We start from the raw sequence: 18761 nt of genomic DNA, 5'->3' as shown, positions 1-18761 counted from the left end.
GAAGCGATCGTCGGCGCGTATCCGCGCACCGAGCACTTCAAGGAAGACATCATCCAGGCCTTTTACGACGGCATCAGCCACAAGCCCGAAACGACATTCGGCAATGTGAATGCCGATGTACTCGCAGACAGGGATCCAAAGTTCCGGCGCATGAACTTCTGCAGCGTCATCCGCGGCTCGCGCTGGAAGGCCTAGGCGTGCAGGCGGCAAGGCCATGAACCGCCTGCGAGAAGCTCGCCCAAGTGAAGGCCGAGGTACTCGCCAGGGGCCGGGCTTGGCGCAGGAATTTGCGAAAGGACGATTCATGATGTCGTACTCCGAACGCTTCACCAATGCAACCGGCCCTCCGGTTGCGGACAACACGAACATCCTGACGGCCGGCCGCCGCGGCCCGGCCCTGCTGCAGGACATCAGGCTGATCGAGAAGCTGGCGCACTTCGACCGCGAGGTCATCCCCGAGCGCAGGATGCATGCGAAGGGTTGGGGCGCGCAAGGCACCTTCACGACGACGCACGACATCACGAAGTACACCAAGGCGGCGATGTTTTCCGAAATCGACAAGCGGACGCCCAGCTGTTCGACAACACGGCGCGCGCGATGAATGGGGCTTCCCGGCAGGTCCAGGAAAGGCACATCGCCAACTGCAGAACGGCCGATCCGGCCTACGGCGACGGCGTGGCGCGCGCCCTGAAGGGCTGACGCCGAAGAACATGAAAATCTGTCTCCGCGACGCGGTTGAGCGCATGATGGGACTCGTCTTGCTGAAAGCAAGCTGGGGGCCCTCATGACGGCGGCTACCGGGTATGTGCTGGAGACACTGCGCGAGGGCGCGGAATCCACCCTTTACCGTGGCCGGCAGCACGGCAATATCCTTCCGCTCCTCGCCGTGGCTCTCGCCGCGGAGCAGCCGTCGGCCCAGAGCCTGCAACGCCTCGAGCATGAGTTCTCGCTCGCCGCCGACCTCGACCCCGCGTGGGCCGCCCGGCCATTGGTGCTCACCCGCCACGGCGCGCGGGCGATGCTCGTCTTCAATGACCCGGGAGGCGAGCCCCTGGACCTCGTCCTCGATCGCGGCCACGGGCAGCCGCTGGCGCTGACTCGCTGCTTGCGCATCGCCATCGGCCTGACGGCAGCGCTCGGTCAGGTCCACGGATGCGGTCTCATCCACAAGGACATCAAGCCCGCGAACGTCCTGGTCGATGACGAGGGCCACGCGTGGCTCACCGGATTCGGGATCGCGTCGCGGCTGCCGCACGAGAGCCAGGCCCCCGCGCCGCCCGAGGTCATTGCCGGCACGCTCGCCTATATGGCGCCCGAGCAGACCGGCCGGATGAACCGCTCCATCGATGCGCGCAGCGATCTCTATTCCGTGGGCGTCACCTTGTACCAGATGCTCACCGGCCGCCTTCCGTTTGCTGCCGCCGATCCCCTGGAGTGGGTGCACTGCCATATCGCGCGCCAGCCCACACCCCCCGACGAACACGCCGCGGTCCCGGGCCCCCTCTCGGCCATCGTCATGAAGCTGCTGGCCAAGAACGCCGAAGAGCGCTACCAGACCGCCGCTGGCCTGGGGAGCGATCTTCGCTGGTGCTTGGAGCAATGGGAGGCGCATGGGGGCATCGATGCGTTCGAACCGGGTGCGCACGACGTGTCGGACCGGTTGCGCATCCCGGAGAAACTGTATGGGCGGGAGCGCGAGATCGACGCCCTGCTCGCCGCCTTCGACCGGGTCGTGGCCGACGGCACACCGGAGCTCGTGCTGGTGTCCGGATATTCCGGCGTCGGCAAATCCTCCGTGGTGAACGAACTGCACAAGGTGCTTGTCCTGCCGCGTGGCCTGTTCGCGTCCGGCAAGTTCGACCAGTACCAGCGCGACATCCCGTACGCGAGCCTGGCCCAGGCCTTCCAGACGCTGGTCCGCCAGATCCTCGCCAGGAGCGAAGCGGAGGTGGACCGCTGGCGTCAGACCCTGACGGAGGCGCTGGGTCCGAACGGCCAACTCGTCGTCGGCCTCATCCCCGAGGTGGAGTTCATCATCGGGAAACAGCCGCCCGTTGCGGAATTGCCTGCACAAGATGCACAGGCGCGGTTCCACATGGTGTTCCGGCGGTTCATCGGCGCGTTCGCACGGCCGGAGCACCCGCTCGCGTTGTTCCTTGATGACTTGCAATGGCTCGATCTGGCGACGCTGGCCCTGCTCGAGCACGTGGTCACGCATTCCGAGGTGCGGCATCTGCTGCTGGTCGGGGCCTACCGGAACAACGAGGTCGGCCCTGCGCACCCGCTTCTGCAAATGCTGGAGGCTATCCGCAAAACCGGAGCCAGGGTGCATGAGATCACGCTGGCGCCCCTCGGACTCGAAGATGTCGGCCGGCTCGCCTGCGCTGCGCTGCACTGCGCGCCGGAGCACGCGCAGCCTCTGGCGCAGCTGGTGCAGGAAAAGACCAGCGGCAATCCATTCTTCGCCATCCAGTTCGTGACCGCCCTGGCCGAAGACAGGCTGCTCACGTTCGATCCGGTCAAACGGGCCTGGCTGTGGGACATGCATCGCATCCGAGCCCGGAGCTACACCGATAACGTGGTGGAGCTCATGGCCGCGAAGCTGCAGCGGCTGTCCGCCACCATCCAGGAAGTCCTGAAACAGTTCGCGTGCCTGGGCAATATCGTCGACATCGTCACGCTGGCCCTGGTCCGCGGAGAAACGGAGGAAGCGACGGACGCCGCGCTCCTGGAAGCGGTACAGGCCGGACTCGTGTTCCGACACGAGCATGCCTACAGATTCCTGCACGATCGAATCCAGCAGGCAGCGTATTCGCTGATCCCCGACGAGGACCGTGCGGAGATGCACCTGCGCATCGGCCGCGTGCTGCTGGCGGGCACGACGCCGGACGCGCTTGCGGAACATGTCTTCGAGATCGTGAACCAGCTCAACCGCGGCGCCGTGCTGGTCACCGCATCGGACGAGCGCGAGCACCTTGCCGGGCTCAACCTGCTTGCGGGCAGGCGCGCGATGGCGTCGACGGCTCACGCCTCGGCGCTCAGCTATCTCGTCGCCGGGGCGGCGCTGCTCGCGGAAGACGCGTGGGAGCACCAGCACGAGCTCACCTTCGCACTGGAGCTGAACCGGGCCGAATGCGAGTTCCTCACCTGCGCGCTGGTGGAAGCGGAGAGGCGCCTGACGGAGCTCTCAACGCGTTCCGCCAATCCAGTCGAACAGGCGAGCGTCGCGTGCCTGCGCGTGGACGTCTACCTCACCCTCGACCAGAGCGCAGACGCGGTCGCCGTCGGGCTCGACTACCTGCGGGTTGCCGGTCTTGATCTGCCAGCGCATCCAGGTGAAGAGGACGCTCGGCGCGAATACGAACGGGTCTGGTCCCAGGTCTGCCACCGATCCCCCGAAGAAATCGTCAACCTGCCGCTGATGAGCGATCCGGCAGCGCTGGCAACGCTGAACGTCTTGACCAAGCTTTCCGCGCCCGCGAATTTCATCAGTGCGGACTTGGTCTGCGTCATCCTGTGCAGGGCCGCCAGTTTGAGTCTGGAGCGAGGCAACTCCGACGGGTCGTGCGTGGCGTTTGCACTGATCGCGATGCTCGCAGCGCCGCGTTTTGGCGAGAACCAGGCGGTCATTCGACTGGCCCAGCTGGGCTATGAACTGGTCGAGCGGCGCGGGTTGAAGCGATTCCAGGCCGAGACGTACATCTATGCAGCCACGGTCATGCAGTGGACCCAGCATCCCCGGGCCGGCCGCGATCTGCTGCGCGAAGCGTTCACGGTCGCGAGCAGGAGCGGCAATCTGACCTTCGCGTCACTCAGTTGCAACAACCTTGTCTCAAACCTTCTCGCAGCAGGTGTCGCGCTCCAGGATGTCCAACGCGAAGCCGAACATGGCCTGGCCTTTGCGCGGAACGCCAGGTTCGGCATGGTCGTCGACATCATCACCACGCAGCTTGAACTCATCCGGTGCCTGCGCGGCCTGACCCCGAAATTCGGCTGTTTCGACGAGGGCGCGTTCGACGAGTTGCAGTTCGAAGCTCATTTCGCCGACAGGCCGGCTTTGGCCATCGCCGAGTGCTGGTACTGGATACGAAAACTGCAGGCCCGCTTCCTTGCGGATGACCATGCAGCGGCCATTCACGCCGCTTCGATGGCACAGCGCCTTCTTTGGACATCGCCGTTGCTTCCCGAGACGGCCGCCTACCACTACTACGCCGGGCTGTGCCGGGCCGCTCTGTGGGATACGGCGCCAGCCGGCGAGCGGCCACAGCATCTGCAATCGCTGGCCGCGCATCACGCGCAACTCCAGGCCTGGGCGGTGAACTGCCCCGGGAATTTCGGGAATGGCGCGGCACTGGTGGGCGCCGAGATCGCGCGAATCGGGTGCCGCGACCTCGACGCGATGCGCCTCTACGAGGAAGCGATCCGCTCGGCCCGCGCAAATGACTTCGTGCACAACGAGGCACTCGCCAACGAGCTCGCCGCCCGCTTCTACGCGGCACGTGGATTCGAGAAGATTGCGCACGTGTATTTGCGCGACGCCCGGTACGGCTATCTCCGTTGGGGAGCCACCGGCAAGGTCCGTCAACTCGACGCGTTGCTTCCTTGCCTCAAGGAGGAAGAGCGAGCGCCCGGCTCCACGAGCACGATCGACACGCCGGTCGAACAACTGGATCTCGCCACCGTCATCAAGGTCTCGCAAGCAGTGTCGGGCGAGATCGTCCTCGAGAAACTGATCGACACCCTCATGCGTACCGCGATCGAGCACGCGGGCGCCGAGCGCGGCCTGCTGATTCTTCCGCGAGGTGATGCACTGCGGATCCAGGCGGAAGCCACGACCAGCGGCAACACGATTCTCGTGCGGTTGCGCGACCAGGCGGTGACTGCGGCGGTACTACCGCAGTCGGTATTTCACTACGTCTTGCACTCGCACGAAAGCGTCGTTCTCGACGATGCGGCGGTTCAGGGCCCGTTTTCCGGCGATCCGTACTTCCGTGAGCAGCATGCGCGTTCGATTCTCTGCCTGCCGCTGCTCAGTCAGGGCACGCTCCTGGGCATGATCTACCTCGAGAACCAGTTGCTCCCTCATGTCTTCGCGCCGGCACGGATCAGCGTTCTCAAGCTGCTCGCCACGCAGGCGGCGATGTCGCTCGAGAAAACCCACTTGTACCGCGATCTCGCAGGACGGGAAGCGAAAATCCGCCGCCTGGTCGATGCCAACATCATTGGCATCTTCATCTGGGACTTCGACGGCCGGGTCCTGGAGGCCAACGACGCGTTCCTTGAGATGATCGGGTACGACCGAGAGGATCTCCTGGCGGGCCGCATACGCTGGACCGAGCTGACGCCCGCGGACTGGCGCGATCGCGACGCAGTGGCGGTACGAGAGAACAAGAGGACCGGGCGCTTGCCCGCCTTCGAAAAGGAGTACTTCCGGAAAGACGGTAGCCGCGTGCCCGTACTCATCGGCGCGGCAACCTTCGAAGAGGGTGGCAGCCAAGGCGTTTCCTTCGTGGTCGATCTGAGCGAGCGCAAGCAGGCCGAGGCGGCGCTTCGCGAGCGCGAATCGCGCATCCGGCGGCTCGTCGAGTCCAACATCGTCGGAGTGTGCTTCTGGAACATTGCCGGCGGCCTCTCGGAGGCGAACGACGCATTCCTCCAGAGCATGGGTTACTCGCGGCAGGAACTGCTGTCAGGCGATCTCAACTGGATCGCCATGACGCCGCCGGAATATCACGCCGCCAACGCGCGCGCGGCTGAAGAATTGGCACAGACCGGGACGTTCCAGCCCTTCGAGAAGGAATTCATCCGCAAGGACGGCGAGCGCGTCGCGGTTCTCCTTACCGGCGCGGCCTTCGAGCATTCCAGCGAAGAAGGGGTTGCATTCATCCTCGACTTGACCGAACGCAAGGCCGCAGAGGCCGAGCGTGAGCGACTGGGGCAGCGACTGCGCCAGGCCGAGAAAATGGAAGCGGTCGGTCGGTTTGCCGGCGGCATTGCGCACGACTTCAACAGCGTGCTGAGCGGCATCCTCGCGTATGGTGAGATGCTCGCCCAGGAGACGCCCGAGGGGTCGCCATCCAGGCGCTATGCGCAGAACGTTCTGAATGCCGCGAACCGGGGTCGCGCCCTGGTCGAGAAGATCCTCGCCTACAGCCGCAGCCAGGGCGGCAAGCGCACGCCCGTCGACATCGTGGGCGTGCTGCTCGAGACGCTGGAGCTGGTCGGGGCCGCGCTCCCGGCGAACGTCCGGCTCGAGGTGAGTATCCCGCGGGCACCTGTCGTTGCGATGGGCGATGCCACCCAGCTGCACCAGATCGCCATGAACCTGTGCAGCAATGCGATCCAGGCCATGAGCGAAGGCGGTACCTTGCGCGTTGCACTGGAGGCCGCCGACGTCGCAGCCGGGCGCGTGCTGTCGCACGGGACGCTCAGGCGGGGCCCTCATGTCTGCCTGAGCGTGGACGACAGTGGCTCCGGAATGGACGAGGCGACACTCTCGCGCATCTTCGAGCCGTTCTTCACCACGAAGGACGCCGGCCGGGGTACGGGTCTCGGGCTGTCGATCGTCTACGCCATCGTCGTCGACTGGGGTGGTGTGATCGACGTCAAGAGCGTGGTCAAGCACGGCAGCACGTTCGCCATCTACCTGCCGTTGCTGGAGACCGTGCCGAAAGGAGCCCACCATGAGTGAGCCGTGCGTGATTCCGGACGAGCCGTACGCCAACATGGCGCACGACCTGCCGGCGACCTGCGCCGGTTTCGGGGCACTGGCACAGCCCGCCAGGGCCAGCGCCAGGCCCAGGACAGCGATGCGCTGGAAGGCCATCATGTTCACGTGCCGATCGCCGTTGCGAATTCAGGATAGCGAGCGCACGCGGGGGGACGCCGTGACTTAGGTCATCGGCGCCGCTGCGCGGGCGAGGAGCGCCCTAGACTCGCACCATGTTCCGATGGCACGCAGCCGTGTGCGTCCGCCGCCGGCAGCGTTTCCGTCCGTCACGATCTGGTTCGCAGGCGCAGCGCCTTTCTCGACCAGTTCTCCGGAGCGGTCAGGCGCTTGGCAGTGGTGGTGAACCCCGGTCAGGTGGCCCACGACTGCTTTGCGAATGAGCCGGACAAGTAATCGATGAGCGCGCGAACTTTCGGCAGCAGGTGCTTGCGCGTGGGATACACGGCATAGATCCCAAACTCCACGGACCGGTATTGAGGCAGCACCTCGACGAGATCTCCGGACCGCAAGTCGTCGTGAACCATGATCGTTGGCTGCAGGATGATGCCCTCATGCCCCAATGCCACCGCGCGGCACGTCTCGCCGCTGTTGGTGTGCAAGCGCGGCTTGACGCGCACGGAAACCGGCCCGTCAGGTCCGGTGAACTCCCATGTGTCGCCCATTGCCAGCAGGCTGTACGCCAGCACCACGTGTTGCGCGAGGTCTTGCGGATGTCGCGGCGTACCGTGCTTGCGCAGGTATCGCTTCGAAGCGCAAAGGACGAGGCGGGTCGAGGAAAGCTGGCGGCTGACCAGGGATGAATTGCGCAGTCGCGCGATCCGCACCGCGATGTCTATCCCTTCTTCGACGACATCGACCATCCGGTCCGACAGGTTGACCTCGAGTTCCACATCGGGGTTCTGCGCCATGAAGCCTGCCCACAGTGGCGCGAGATGCAGCACGCCAAAGGTTACCGGCGCGCTCACCTTGAGCGTGCCGACGGCCCGGCCGCTGCGCGCGGTGATCTCGGCTTCCGCCTCGGCAACAGCAGCAACAAGCTCCTTGGCCCGCGCATGGAACACCTCTCCTTCGGCCGTCAGTGATTGACGCCTCGTCGTGCGGTGCATGAGACGGACCCCCAGCCGGGCTTCGAGGTCCGCGACGATGCGCGATACAGCGGCCTTCGACAAGTCCAGCGTGTCCGCCGCCCTGACAAAGCTGCCCGCATCCACAACAGCAGCGAACACGCGCATTTCGAGAAAGCGATCCATGGCACTTCACTCCTTGATTGACTCGCCAGGCGAGACAGTAAATCAAGAAAGCCCCGGTTTATCTTGCCTCCATCGACTACTACAGTGCTTTCCATGGTGCAGCAACGAGTTGCATGGATCGATCGGCTCACCCCACACAAAGGATTCATCATGAAAGTCACCGTCATCGGCTCCGGCAACATGGGCTCGGCATTCGTCAGGCAACTGCATGCGGCGGGTCACAGCGTCAGCGTCACCGGCGTGGATGTCGCCAAGGCCACCGCGCTCGCGGCCCAGTACCCCGGGGTGGGCTTCGTCGACATCAAGTCCGCGGCCAAGAGCAGCGACGCCATCGTCCTGGCCACGCCTTACGAACAGGGCGCTGCGGCCCTGCAGTCGCTTGGAGATCTGAGCGGCAAGGTCGTCATCGACATCACCAATCCGCTGACGCCCGACTACATGGGCTTGACGATCGGCCACGACACGTCGGCTGCAGAGCAGATCGCCAAGGCAGTGCCCGGCGCCGGGCTGGGCACGTCGGTCGCGCCGAGCTGGATCTCCGCCCAATAAATCATCGACCTCACTGGAAAGTCATCATGAACAATGTACGCAATATTCTCGCTGCAGCCGCCATCGCTGCCACCACGCTGGGCGCCCATGCCGCTACGCTGGCTGAAAATCCCCCGACGCCCGCGCCGAAGCACGAGCGCCAGGCGCCCGGCGTCGAGCGCAACCTTCGCAAGTTCGACACGCTGGACTTCGACGTGTTCAGCAACCAGAAGTGGGAGCGGCTGAACGAGAGCCACGCAAAAGACATCGTGGTGACCTGGCCCGACGGCCATGAGACCAAGGGGATCGACAAGCACATCGACGACCTGAAGGCGCTCTTCGTGTTCGCTCCCGACATCACCATCAAGACGCACCCGATCCGCTTCGGCTCGGGCACGTACACCGGCGTGACGGGCGTGATGACCGGAACCTTCACCAAGCCGATGCCCATCGGCGAAGGTAAATTCATCCAGCCGACCGGCCAGCGTTTCGCCCTCAGCATGGCCACCATCGGCCACTGGAGCGGCAAGACAATGGATCACGAATGGCTGTTCTGGGACAACAAGGATTTCATGAAGCAGATCGGCGTGGGTCAGTAACTTGTCGCCCCAACGGAGGACGCCCTAAAAGGTCTTCCGTCGGTGCGTGTTTAGCCCCGGAATATCTCGGACGGTGAAGCTGGCGGTACCATGAAAACGCAAGGCAAAGGCAAAGCGGTCGTTTGGCTGGAGCTCGTGGCGTCCTCCGGGCGCATCCGTGTCGCTGCTGATGGTTCGACCGACACCTTCCCCTTGCCCATCGGCACGTCGGCTGTGGCTGCCCTGTTCCGGCGCGATCCTCCGACCGAGGGAGAACTCGAAACCGCCATCGAGCTGATCGAGGAGGCCGTGATGCCGCTCGCAATCAAGGTGCCCCGCGGGGCGGTTTTGGTCGCGTGCAGCGAGCGCGCGCGGGAACTTGTCAATCTCAGTACCGGGTCCGGGGCGCGCAACGTCGCCTCGCTTGATGCGGTGGAGGCTAGCTTCGAGCAAATGGCCCTTGCGGTAAGGCGCGGTGCGTGGTCGCGGGAACTCCGGATGGACGCTTCCCTTTGCGCCGGCTTGTTGATCTTGCGGGAATTCATGCACCACACCGGGTTCGGCGGCATCGAGGTGCGAGACGCGATCGCTTTCACGGCCAACGAAGCAGAGGGGTGAGGACGATGGTTGCTGCCCGCGCGGTTCACATGCAGGGTCTGGGCGGAGTTCGCGCGGAACGACCGGGTGCGTACGCCGAATTCGTGACCGTTGATTCGCAGGCGCTTGCGCTGGTGCCAGCCGCGGTCGATCCATTCGCGATGGCCGCATTGGGGCTCGTCGGGGTCACGGCGATGGGGGGACTGCGCCAGCTCGGCTCCCTGCAAGGCAAGCGGGTGCTTGTGACCGGGGCCGCAGGCGGCGTGGGTTCCGCCGCAATTGCAGTTGCGCGCGCCATGGGTGCCAGCGTGGCGGGGATCGTCGCGCGGGCTGAGCAAGCACCGCATGTCACAGGCCTTGGCGCCGACGAGGTCATCGTCGTCGAGCGCTACGGCGCCGACAAGCACCAGGGAACCATGCTCGCATGGCAGTTGATTCGTCCGATAGCGCTCACCGGCTACTCGACAGAAACGCTCGACGGCGCGGGTCTTCGAGCTTCGGTTCAATCGCTATCGACCTGGCTTGAGACAGGCGCTATCCGCCCTCCGCAATTCAGGAGGATTCCGCTCGATCGCGCAGCCGAGGCGCACGGTTTACTGGAGCAGGGCGGAGTCAGCGGGCGTGTATTGCTGGTTCCGCAAGGGAAGCGGTAGTCTCGCCTGAACGAGACAAGCACCATCCAGGACGTGCAGCAAACCATGGCGACGATGTGAGGTAGCCGAGACGGAAGAGGGAAGGCCGAGCCAGTCGGCCCAGCTTCTCCGGATGGCGGTACTTCTGACAGTACCAGGCATCCCGCAGCGCCCACCGCCAGCACTGGTGCGCGGTAGCGGCTTCTTTTCGATACGCTCCGGGACCGGCGCGACGTGGACCAGGCCCGGCCATTTACCTGGAGTCGAGCGCGGGTCGTAGGCACGTGTCCTCGCAGTCAGCCATGAGCCGTCTTCCGCGAGTGGGTGCATAGCAGTTGCTATACACTGCCGCCATGAAGTCGTCACAACTGCCGCCCGTACGTGTCGAGCTTGCCGTTCGCGAGGAGATCGAAAGCTGCCTCAGGGAGGGCGAGAGTCTGTCCCAGTTCATCGAGAAGGCCGCCGTCGAGGCTGCACGGGCGCGCAAGTCTCAGGAGGTGTTCTTGGCGCGCGGGCGGGCATCATTGGCGCGAGCTCGGCGTGAAGGGGAGTTTTACCCTGCCTCTGACGTTCTTGAGGGCATGCGCAGCAGGCTTCAGAGTCGTATGAAGGCCCTCAAGCGGAGGAGGGCGGTCAACTCGCCGTGACTTACAAGGTCCTGCTGACACGGGAAGCTAGGGACGATCTGCAGCGCCTGGAGGAGTTCCTCGAGCGCGCTGCAATGGAGTCGGGAGATTTCGATCTGCCGCTTCGGGCGGTCGATGCAATCCTGACCGAATTCGGGGTTCTTGAACGCAACCCCTTCACTTGTCGCAGGGTGAGCGAAGACCCCTTCGAGCGGGAATTGGTGATTCCCTTCGGCAAGGCCGGCTACGTCGCGCTCTTTCGCGTCCTGAGCGAAGAGGAGGTTGTCGTCCTCGCGGTTCGGCACCAGCGCGAGGACGACTATCGGTGACTGGCCGGAGACCGGGATGCGTGAACGAGGACCGGCGGAGTGCGCGCGCTTCGGGTGTAATTCCGGTGTAATCTGCTGGCGATCAGTGCCCGTTTTGGGCGAGCAGCAGCTAGCGCCTCACAGTGAAAGCGTGCATGCGTTTTGCCTGTCACAAGCCTTCACACGGCAGGGGTCGCAGGTTCAAACCCTGCATCACCCACCATCAAAATCAAGCACTTGCGCCACCTTCGGGTGGCGTTTTGCTTGGTGGTACGGAAAAGGTACGGAAAACCGCTTGTCGGCGTGCCCATCCGCGGCATGCGCGCGGAGCTCGCCGTGACCGGAGGCCTCAGCCAGGTACCGAACAAGCAGCAGTACCTGTGACCAGGTTGCTGGGCACGGCAGCGCAACGGCGAACTCCATTTGCAGCTTTTCAAGGGCATCCACGGCGACCCTCGCCGCAGCTCGGCACGGGGCGAGGTGGCCAATTTCGCTCGCGCTGACCACGCATCGCCGCGCGCGCGGCGGCTTCGGTGAACGGATTGAGCAGGTAGCCGTCCGGGATCAGGCGATCTGAGTGATCGGAGCAATCGGACGGGACGAACTTCCTGAGGGATGCGTACTCGCCAACCGGCAGCCTGAGTTCCTCGAGCAGTTCGAGCAACGCCGCGAACGAACACGCCGTGCCTGCGCAGGTGACGCATGAGCTCTTCGCCTATCATCGGTCTGCCGCTCGGGAGACTACGGTTGGAACTTCGCCAGATTCGCTACTTCGTGCGCGCCGCCGAACTCGGCAGCATCAGCCGCGCCGCTACGGATCTCGGAGCCGTCCAATCAGCGGTCAGCCAGCACATTACACGACTGGAAACCGAGCTGAATGTCCGCCTCCTGCGCCGGACCAGCCGCGGAGTCGAGCCGACCGAGGGCGGACTCGCCTTCCTTCGGGAAGCCCAACTCATCCTGCGCCATACCGACCAGGCCTGTCGCGCCGCCCAGCAGGCCCGCCTGACCGGCAGCGCGAGCGTCGGTTTCGCTCCCACGACGGCGTGTGTTCTCGCACTTCCGTTCATGCGCGAAATGCGCGCCCGGTTCCCGGATGTGCGGCTGCACATCGTGGAGGGTTTGTCGGGGCAGCTGGCGGAATTGCTCAACACGAGAAAAATTGATGTCGCGGTGCTGTTCAACGTCACGAAATCGCTTCACTGGAACGTCACGCAGATGCTGGAGGAACGGCTTTTCCTGATCAGCGCGCGAGCCCAACGCGGTCAACAGCCCCAAGCGGATGTCGCATCGCTGAACGACCTGCGCGACGTGCCGCTGATCCTGCCGACAGCGGGCAACGGCTTGCGCACCATCCTGGACGCGGCATTCGAGCGCTCGGGCACGACCCCTGCGGTGATCGCCGAAGTCGATTCCCTGGCGATCCTGATGGATGCCGTGCGCAGCGGCTTGGGCGCCACCATCCAGCCGCGCGCCGCAATGCGGCGCTTCCCGGATGCGGCTGAATCGTTCCACTTCGCCGAGATCGCGGACCTGCACGTGCGGCATGTCAACTCGCTTTGCTCCCTGGGCAACGAGGAGCTTTCTCCGGCAGCCCTGGCCACGCTCGCTACGCTGAAGTCCTGCATGCGCACGCTGGTCGGCTCGGGCGCCTGGCCCGACGCCTCGCTGACCTGAGGCATCGCGATTCACGATACCCGTATGCCCGCTCCTGGGTAGAGCAAGCGCGCCAGGGTGGCTAGAGTCCGGCGGTCCGTGCATGCATTCGCAGGCGCCGTCCCGGAGGTTGCGATGAAGCGTAGGTTGGTGTCGTGCGGCTTGGCTTGCGTGTCGCTCCTGGGTATCTGGCCGGTGGCGGCCATGGCGCAGGACTGGCCGGCCAGAACGGTGCGCATCGTGGTGCCGTTCGCCCCTGGAGGTGCCGTCGACTTCATGGCACGCGAACTCGCACAGGGCCTTTCGATGCGGCTCGGCAAGACGTTCGTCGTCGATAACCGGCCGGGCGCCTCCGGGGTCATCGGTGTGGACGCCGTGGCCAAGGCGCCCGCAGACGGCTACACCATCGTCCTGGCAAACACCGGGGCCATCGCGATCAGTCCGCACATCAACAAGGCGATGCCGTACGACGCGCTGAAGGATCTCGTGGCGGTTTCCGCCGTCGCGAAAGTCACCAACGTGATGGTGGTGCCCTCATCGTTTGCCGCCAGGTCGGTCAAGCAATTCATCGCGATCGCGAAGGCGGCGCCAGGCAAGATCAACTTCGCGTCCTCCGGCGTGGGGGCGTCAGACCAGATGGCCGCCGAGCAGTTCATGGCCATGGCCGGCATCAGGATGACCAACGTTCCCTACAAGGGCGGCGGACCGGCGATGATCGATGTGCTCTCGGGCAACGTCGACGTCATCTTCTCCACCTTTCCGCCGGCCGTCCCATACATGAAGTCGGGCAAGCTGCGGGCCCTTGGAGTGACGTCCGCCACGCGCCTGGAGATCGCCCCCGACGTGCCGACCATCGCCGAGGCGGGCGTGCCCGGTTACGAGTCGGATGCGTGGTATGGCGTCTTCGCGCCGGCAGGCACTCCACCCGCCATCGTGACGGCGCTGAACGCTGAAATCACCGCCGTCCTGCAGGATCCCGCCCTGCAAAAGCGCCTGCTCGAAGGCGCGGCCGCCAAGACCTTCACCAGTTCGCCCAAGGTGTTCGCCACCTTCGTGGCGGGCGAATCGAAGCGCTGGCAGAAGATCGTCCAGGCCAGCGGCATCGTGGGGGAATGAAATGCAGGATTACCTCGACACCTTGAGCGACTTCGTCTGCCGCACGCGCGTGCAGGACCTGGATGGCGCGCTGCGCCGGCACGGCCGCTGGATCATCGCCGACAGCATTCCGGTCATCGCGGCCGGAATGCAGGGGGCGGAAATGCGCGCGCTGGTGGCTGCCCAGCTCGAGAGCGCCGCGCCCGGCAAGGCCTGGGTCATCGGCACCGGGCGCCGCAGCAACCCGGTCGATGCGGCCCTCCTGAACGGCACGGCCGGCGTCTGGCTCGAACTCGACGAGGGCAACCTGGTCGCCAAGGGCCACCCGGGGATCCAGGTCGTGCCGGCGGCGCTGGCCGCAGCGCAGGAGACCGGCGCCTCGGGCTCGGACCTGCTGCTGGCCGTGATCCTGGGCTACGAAGTCTCGGCCCGCATCAGCCGCGCCGCGAAAGTCCGCATCGCCGTCCACCCGCATGGCACCTACGGCGTGATCGGCGCGGCGGTGGCGGTGGGCAAGATGAAGGGCTTCACGCCCGCGCAGATGCGCCAGTTGATCAACATCGCGGCGACGATGGGGCTGGCGACGAGCCGCAACACCCTGCTCGAAGGCGCCACGGTTCGCAACATCTACGCCGGGCACTCGGGCCTCATGGGCCAGATGGCGGTGCGGCTGGTGCTTGCTGGCTTCAAGGGCGAGTCCGACGGCGTGCAGTCGATCTACGGCCGGGTGCTGTCCGACCAGTTCGATCCCGGGCTTGTCGTCGCGGATCTCGGCAGCGACTGGCTGTTGATGCAGGGTTACTTCAAGCTTCATTGCACCGGGCGCTACGTGCATTCGGCCATCGACGCGCTGGAGGATGCGCTGGCCAAGGCGCCCACCGGCGTCACGGCGGAGTCGGTCGAGCGGATCGATGTCAGCGCCTATGCCCTGGCCGCCAGCTTGAACGGGCAGAACATCACGACCAGTTTCGGCGCCCGCTTCTCGGTGCCGTTCGCACTGGCGACGATTCTTCGCCACGGCGAGTCGAACCTGGCCGCCTTCTCCGAGCAGGCGGTCGCCGATGCGCAGGTGCAACAACTCGCCAGGCGCGTCTTCGTGGTGGAAAACGAGGCCTACAACGCGCTCTATCCCGGCCTGCAACGCTGCGACCTGACGATGACGCTGCGCGACGGCACGGTCCTGACCGGCCGCTGCGACGTCACCAAGGGCGAAGCCTCCAAGCCGCACCGGCAGGAAGACCTGGCAGCCAAGTTCATGACGCTCGCCCGCTCGGTATGGAGCGAGGAAAAGTCGTCGGCCTTGCGCGACGTTTGCCTGGACCTCGAAGCGCCCGGGGCGTTCGAGGCGTTTTCCGGGACGGTCGACCTGTGAAAGCACTGTGAGGGGACGACCATGGCACTGAAGACGCACGGCCGCTACGACTACTCGGCGATCCTGGACCGACCGGTCTACGACTTTCCCGGCGGCAAGCGCCTGGCCGTGACCTTTCCGCTGAACGTCGAGCATTTCGCCTTCGGCGAAGGCATAGGCAACGACTACGGCGTTTCCGCTGCGCAGCCTAACGTCCGCAGCTATGCCTGGCGGGACTACGGCAATCGCGTCGGCGCCTGGCGCGTGCTCGAACTGGCGGAAGAATATGGGCTGCCGTGCGCGCTGCTGGCGAACACGGCGCTGTACGACTACTGCCCGCAGCTGATCGCCGCCTTCCGCCGGCGTGGCGACGAGGTGGTCGGCCATGGCCGCACCAACAGCGAACGCCAGACCGACATGAGCCAGGAGCAGGAGAGGGCCTGCATCGAGGAGGTGTTCGCCGCAATCGCGCGGCACGAAGGGCAGGGCCCCACCGGCTGGCTGGCACCCTACCTGTCCCAGACCGCCGATTCGCTCGATCTTCTCAGGGCCGCCGGTTTTCGCTACATGATGGACTGGCCGCTGGACGACCAGCCGGTCTGGTTTCGCACCAAGCATGGGCCGATCCTGTCCATTCCGTACGCGCACGATCTCAACGATTCGCTGGAGGTCGTGACGCGCAGGACTCCGTCGCAGCTCTGGTGCGACAACCTGATCGACCAGTTCGACGAGCTGCTCGCCGGCTCGCGGCACAGGCCGCTGGTCATGAGCGTGGTGATGCACAGCTTCATCGTCGGCCAGCCGCACCGGATGCGCCAGTTCCGGCGTGTGATCGAGCACATCTGCGCGCATCGCGACCAGGTCTGGTTCGCGCGGCCGGCTGACATCCTGCGGCACATCGAATCGCTGCCGCCAGGGACGGTTCCCGGGAGCGTCGGTTATGCGGACCTCGATCCGGCACGCAGTGGCCGCTGAATTGCCGATCTGGCGGCAGTCGGCGGCCGATCTGCTGGCAGCAGTGCGCTCCGGCGTCCTCGACCCCGAGACCCTGGCCCGAGCCCATCTCGATCGCCTGGCCGAACGCGAACCCAAGCTGCGGGCGTGGGCCTGGCACGAGCCCGAGGCCGTGCTGGAGCAGGTGCGGGCACTGCGGCCCGGGGCCGCGATCCTGCCGCTGCAGGGCATTCCGGTCGGCGTGAAGGACATCGTTGACACCGCCGACATGCCGACCGCTTACGGCTCCCCGATCTATGGCCAGCATAGGCCGCGCCGCGACGCTGCCGTGGTGGCCCGACTGCGGGCTGCGGGCGCCGTGGTGATGGGCAAGACCACGACCGCGGAATTCGCGTTCGCCTCGCCGCCGCCGACCGTCAACCCGCATCACCCCGGACACACGCCGGGCGGATCCTCGAGCGGCTCGGCGGCGGCAGTGGCCGACGGGCACGTGCCGCTGGCCGTGAGCACGCAAACCGGCGGTTCGACGATTCGTCCGGCGGCGTACTGCGGCATCGTGGGCTTCAAACCCAGCTTCGGCGTGCTGGCCCTGGACGGTGTCAAGCCGCTTGCGCCGTCGCAGGACACCTTGGGCCTGCACGCCCGTACGGTCGGCGACGTGGCCCTGCTCTTCGAGGCGCTCGCGGGAAGCCGCGGCGAAGTTGCCGGGAAGAGGGCGCCCGGCCCTTTGCGCGTCGCCTTCGTCGCCGGCCCCGATGCAAGCGCGGCCGACGCTGAAGCGACCGAAGCCTTCGCGGCGGCGGGCGCAGCCCTTCGCCAGAGCGGCGCCAGCGTCGAGATGCTGGACCTGCCGTCAAACCTGTTCGACGGGCTCGGCGCCGCCAGCCGGTCGATCATGGCCTGCGAGGCGGCGCGCTCCCTGCGCGTCGAGTTCGAGCGGCACCGCGACCAGCTCAGTGCCGCGCTCATCGAGCTGATCGAGGTTGGCCTTGCGACCCCGGCAGTGGCCTACCACGAGGCCTTGCAGACGGTCGCCAGCTGCAGGGCGGCCTTCGAGCAGGTCGTCAAGCCGTTCGACTGCATCGTCACCTTCAGTGCTCCGGGGGCAGCGCCCCGGCTGGAGCAGGGGACCGGCAACTCGGTGTTCAACCGCGGCTGGACGGCGATGCATGCGCCCTGCCTGGCACTACCCGTTGCGCTTGGCGCGGCTTCGCGCCTGCCCGTCGGCGTGCAACTGGTCGCCGCGGCCGGAAGCGATCGGCGACTGCTGTCCGCTGCCGGGCGCATCGAAGCCGCGCTGCATCGCTCGCCATTCGCACCGGCCGCCGCAGCCCTTGGCGGCTCCAGCACCCATGACAGGACACAAAGATGAAAATCGTAGTCATCCCCGGCGACGGCATCGGTGCCGAGACCATGGCCGCGACCGTCGAGGTTCTCCGCGCGGCGTCGAAGCGTTATTCGCTGAAACTCGAACTGGTTGACGAGATCGCGGGCCATGCCAGCCTGGCGCGCCATGGGGCTACCGTCACTCCCGAGTTGCTCGAGCGCGTGAGCGCCGCCGACGGCCTGATGCTCGGGCCGATGTCGACTTTCGAGTTCAAGGACGAGAGCCGCGGCGAGATCAACCCCTCCAAGTTCTTCCGCAAGGAACTCGACCTGTTCGCCAACATCCGGCCGGCGCGGACCTACGCCGGCATGCCGGCCAAGCTGGGCGCCATGGACCTTGTCGTCGTCCGCGAGAACACCGAAGGCTTCTATGCCGACCGGAACGTCGAATCGGGCAGCAGCGAGATTCTGGTCACGCGCGATGTCGTGATCTCCCTGCGCCGCATCACGCGACATTGCTGCGAGCGCATTGCACGCGCGGCGTTCGCCCTCGCGATGACGCGCAGGCGGCACCTGAGCGTGGTCCACAAGGCCAACGTGCTGAAGATCGGGGACGGCATGTTCCTCGACATCTGCCGCGCCGTCGCCAAGGAATTTCCGGAGGTCCGCGTCGACGAATTCATCGTCGACGCCATGATGGCGCACGTGGTCCGCGATCCGAAGCGCTTCGACGTGATAGTCACCACCAATATGTTCGGCGATATCCTGTCGGACCTCACGGCAGAGATCTCGGGCAGCCTCGGGATGGGCGGCTCGCTGAACCTCGGCCTCGACCATGCCATGGGCCAGGCGGCGCACGGCTCGGCGCCGGATATCGCCGGCCGCGATGTGGCCAACCCGTTCTCGCTCGTGCTCTCCGCCGGGATGTTGCTGGAATGGTTTGGCGCCAAGTCCGGCAACGCCGATTTCGTTGCCGCCGCGCAGGCGATCTCCTTGGGCGTGGCCGGCGCCATCGAAAGCGGCGAGTGCACCGCCGATGCCGGCGGCCGGCTCGGCACCAGGGCGACCGGCGCGGCGCTGGCGCAGCGCCTGTCGGCGGGCCGCTGAGGCGGTGTTGCAGCCGACGCAGC

Annotated in this window: 16 protein-coding genes and 2 pseudogenes; 16 read left to right on the top strand and 2 right to left on the bottom strand. The window is 65.8% G+C overall.

What is annotated here, in order from left to right; genetic code table 11:
* The 4 genes and pseudogenes from JWP60_RS03680 to JWP60_RS03670 all read left to right on the top strand — a co-directional run.
* Positions 1-195: pseudogene (locus tag JWP60_RS03680) on the top strand (phosphohydrolase); the annotation flags it as partial.
* Positions 196-307: 112 nt separating this feature from the next.
* A pseudogene (locus JWP60_RS03675) lies at positions 308-568 on the top strand (catalase); the annotation flags it as partial.
* A 29-nt stretch (positions 569-597) separates the two neighbouring features.
* Positions 598-699: a catalase-related domain-containing protein gene (locus JWP60_RS26735; RefSeq protein WP_363320822.1), complete on the top strand. Its 102-nt coding sequence runs from the start codon at positions 598-600 to the stop codon at positions 697-699.
* 85 nt (positions 700-784) lie between these two features.
* Positions 785-6691 (top strand): AAA family ATPase, encoded by a 5907-nt coding sequence (locus JWP60_RS03670; RefSeq protein ID WP_299786487.1) that lies wholly within the window; start codon positions 785-787, stop codon positions 6689-6691.
* A 389-nt stretch (positions 6692-7080) separates the two neighbouring features.
* Here the strand turns inward: JWP60_RS03670 and JWP60_RS03665 are convergent, their stop codons facing one another.
* Complete coding sequence (locus JWP60_RS03665) at positions 7081-7980, bottom strand: LysR family transcriptional regulator (RefSeq protein WP_299786485.1); 900 nt, start codon at positions 7978-7980, stop codon at positions 7081-7083.
* Between the two features lie 93 nt (positions 7981-8073).
* Here JWP60_RS03665 and JWP60_RS03660 point away from each other — a divergent pair, with 93 nt between their 5' ends.
* From JWP60_RS03660 to JWP60_RS03635, 6 genes are all read left to right on the top strand, one after another.
* Positions 8074-8529 carry an NAD(P)-binding domain-containing protein gene (locus JWP60_RS03660; protein ID WP_363320821.1) on the top strand — a complete coding sequence of 152 codons (456 nt, stop codon included), beginning with the start codon at positions 8074-8076 and terminating at the stop codon, positions 8527-8529.
* Positions 8530-8555: 26 nt separating this feature from the next.
* Positions 8556-9107 (top strand): ester cyclase, encoded by a 552-nt coding sequence (locus JWP60_RS03655; protein WP_299786481.1) that lies wholly within the window; start codon positions 8556-8558, stop codon positions 9105-9107.
* 90 nt (positions 9108-9197) lie between these two features.
* Complete coding sequence (locus JWP60_RS03650) at positions 9198-9704, top strand: hypothetical protein (RefSeq protein WP_299786479.1); 507 nt, start codon at positions 9198-9200, stop codon at positions 9702-9704.
* Between the two features lie 5 nt (positions 9705-9709).
* Complete coding sequence (locus JWP60_RS03645) at positions 9710-10336, top strand: zinc-binding dehydrogenase (protein WP_299786477.1); 627 nt, start codon at positions 9710-9712, stop codon at positions 10334-10336.
* Between the two features lie 332 nt (positions 10337-10668).
* Entirely contained in the window at positions 10669-10962 is a 294-nt protein-coding gene (locus tag JWP60_RS03640) for a YlcI/YnfO family protein (protein ID WP_299786475.1), read from the top strand.
* On the top strand, positions 10959-11270 hold the full coding sequence (locus tag JWP60_RS03635) for a type II toxin-antitoxin system RelE/ParE family toxin (RefSeq protein WP_299786473.1): 312 nt from the start codon (positions 10959-10961) through the stop codon (positions 11268-11270). The genes JWP60_RS03640 and JWP60_RS03635 overlap by 4 nt, the downstream gene beginning before the upstream one ends.
* Positions 11271-11682: 412 nt before the next feature.
* Here JWP60_RS03635 and JWP60_RS03630 read toward each other — a convergent pair whose 3' ends face one another.
* The gene (locus tag JWP60_RS03630; RefSeq protein WP_299786471.1) at positions 11683-11913 is read right to left on the bottom strand and encodes a hypothetical protein; all 231 of its coding nucleotides are present in this window, start codon (positions 11911-11913) and stop codon (positions 11683-11685) included.
* Positions 11914-11951: 38 nt separating this feature from the next.
* On the opposite strand from JWP60_RS03630, the gene JWP60_RS03625 reads away from it, so the two are divergent.
* From JWP60_RS03625 to JWP60_RS03600, 6 genes are all read left to right on the top strand, one after another.
* Positions 11952-12926, top strand: coding sequence for a LysR family transcriptional regulator (locus JWP60_RS03625; protein WP_363320820.1), 975 nt, complete (start codon positions 11952-11954; stop codon positions 12924-12926).
* 114 nt (positions 12927-13040) lie between these two features.
* Positions 13041-14021: a tripartite tricarboxylate transporter substrate binding protein gene (locus tag JWP60_RS03620; RefSeq protein WP_299786469.1), complete on the top strand. Its 981-nt coding sequence runs from the start codon at positions 13041-13043 to the stop codon at positions 14019-14021.
* 1 nt (position 14022) lies between these two features.
* Positions 14023-15372 carry an MmgE/PrpD family protein gene (locus JWP60_RS03615; protein ID WP_299786467.1) on the top strand — a complete coding sequence of 450 codons (1350 nt, stop codon included), beginning with the start codon at positions 14023-14025 and terminating at the stop codon, positions 15370-15372.
* Positions 15373-15393: 21 nt separating this feature from the next.
* Complete coding sequence (locus JWP60_RS03610; protein WP_299786465.1) at positions 15394-16326, top strand: polysaccharide deacetylase family protein; 933 nt, start codon at positions 15394-15396, stop codon at positions 16324-16326.
* Positions 16292-17677 carry an amidase gene (locus JWP60_RS03605; RefSeq protein WP_299786463.1) on the top strand — a complete coding sequence of 462 codons (1386 nt, stop codon included), beginning with the start codon at positions 16292-16294 and terminating at the stop codon, positions 17675-17677. Before JWP60_RS03610 ends, JWP60_RS03605 begins: the two co-directional genes overlap by 35 nt.
* Positions 17674-18738, top strand: coding sequence for an isocitrate/isopropylmalate family dehydrogenase (locus tag JWP60_RS03600; protein WP_299786461.1), 1065 nt, complete (start codon positions 17674-17676; stop codon positions 18736-18738). Before JWP60_RS03605 ends, JWP60_RS03600 begins: the two co-directional genes overlap by 4 nt.
* Positions 18739-18761 lie beyond the last annotated feature (23 nt).

It is taken from the genome of Ramlibacter sp., assembly GCF_028291745.1.
Taxonomy (GTDB): domain Bacteria; phylum Pseudomonadota; class Gammaproteobacteria; order Burkholderiales; family Burkholderiaceae_C; genus Ramlibacter.
The sequence above is the reverse complement of the archived record's forward strand: the minus strand, read 5'-3'. Positions and strand labels throughout refer to the sequence as shown.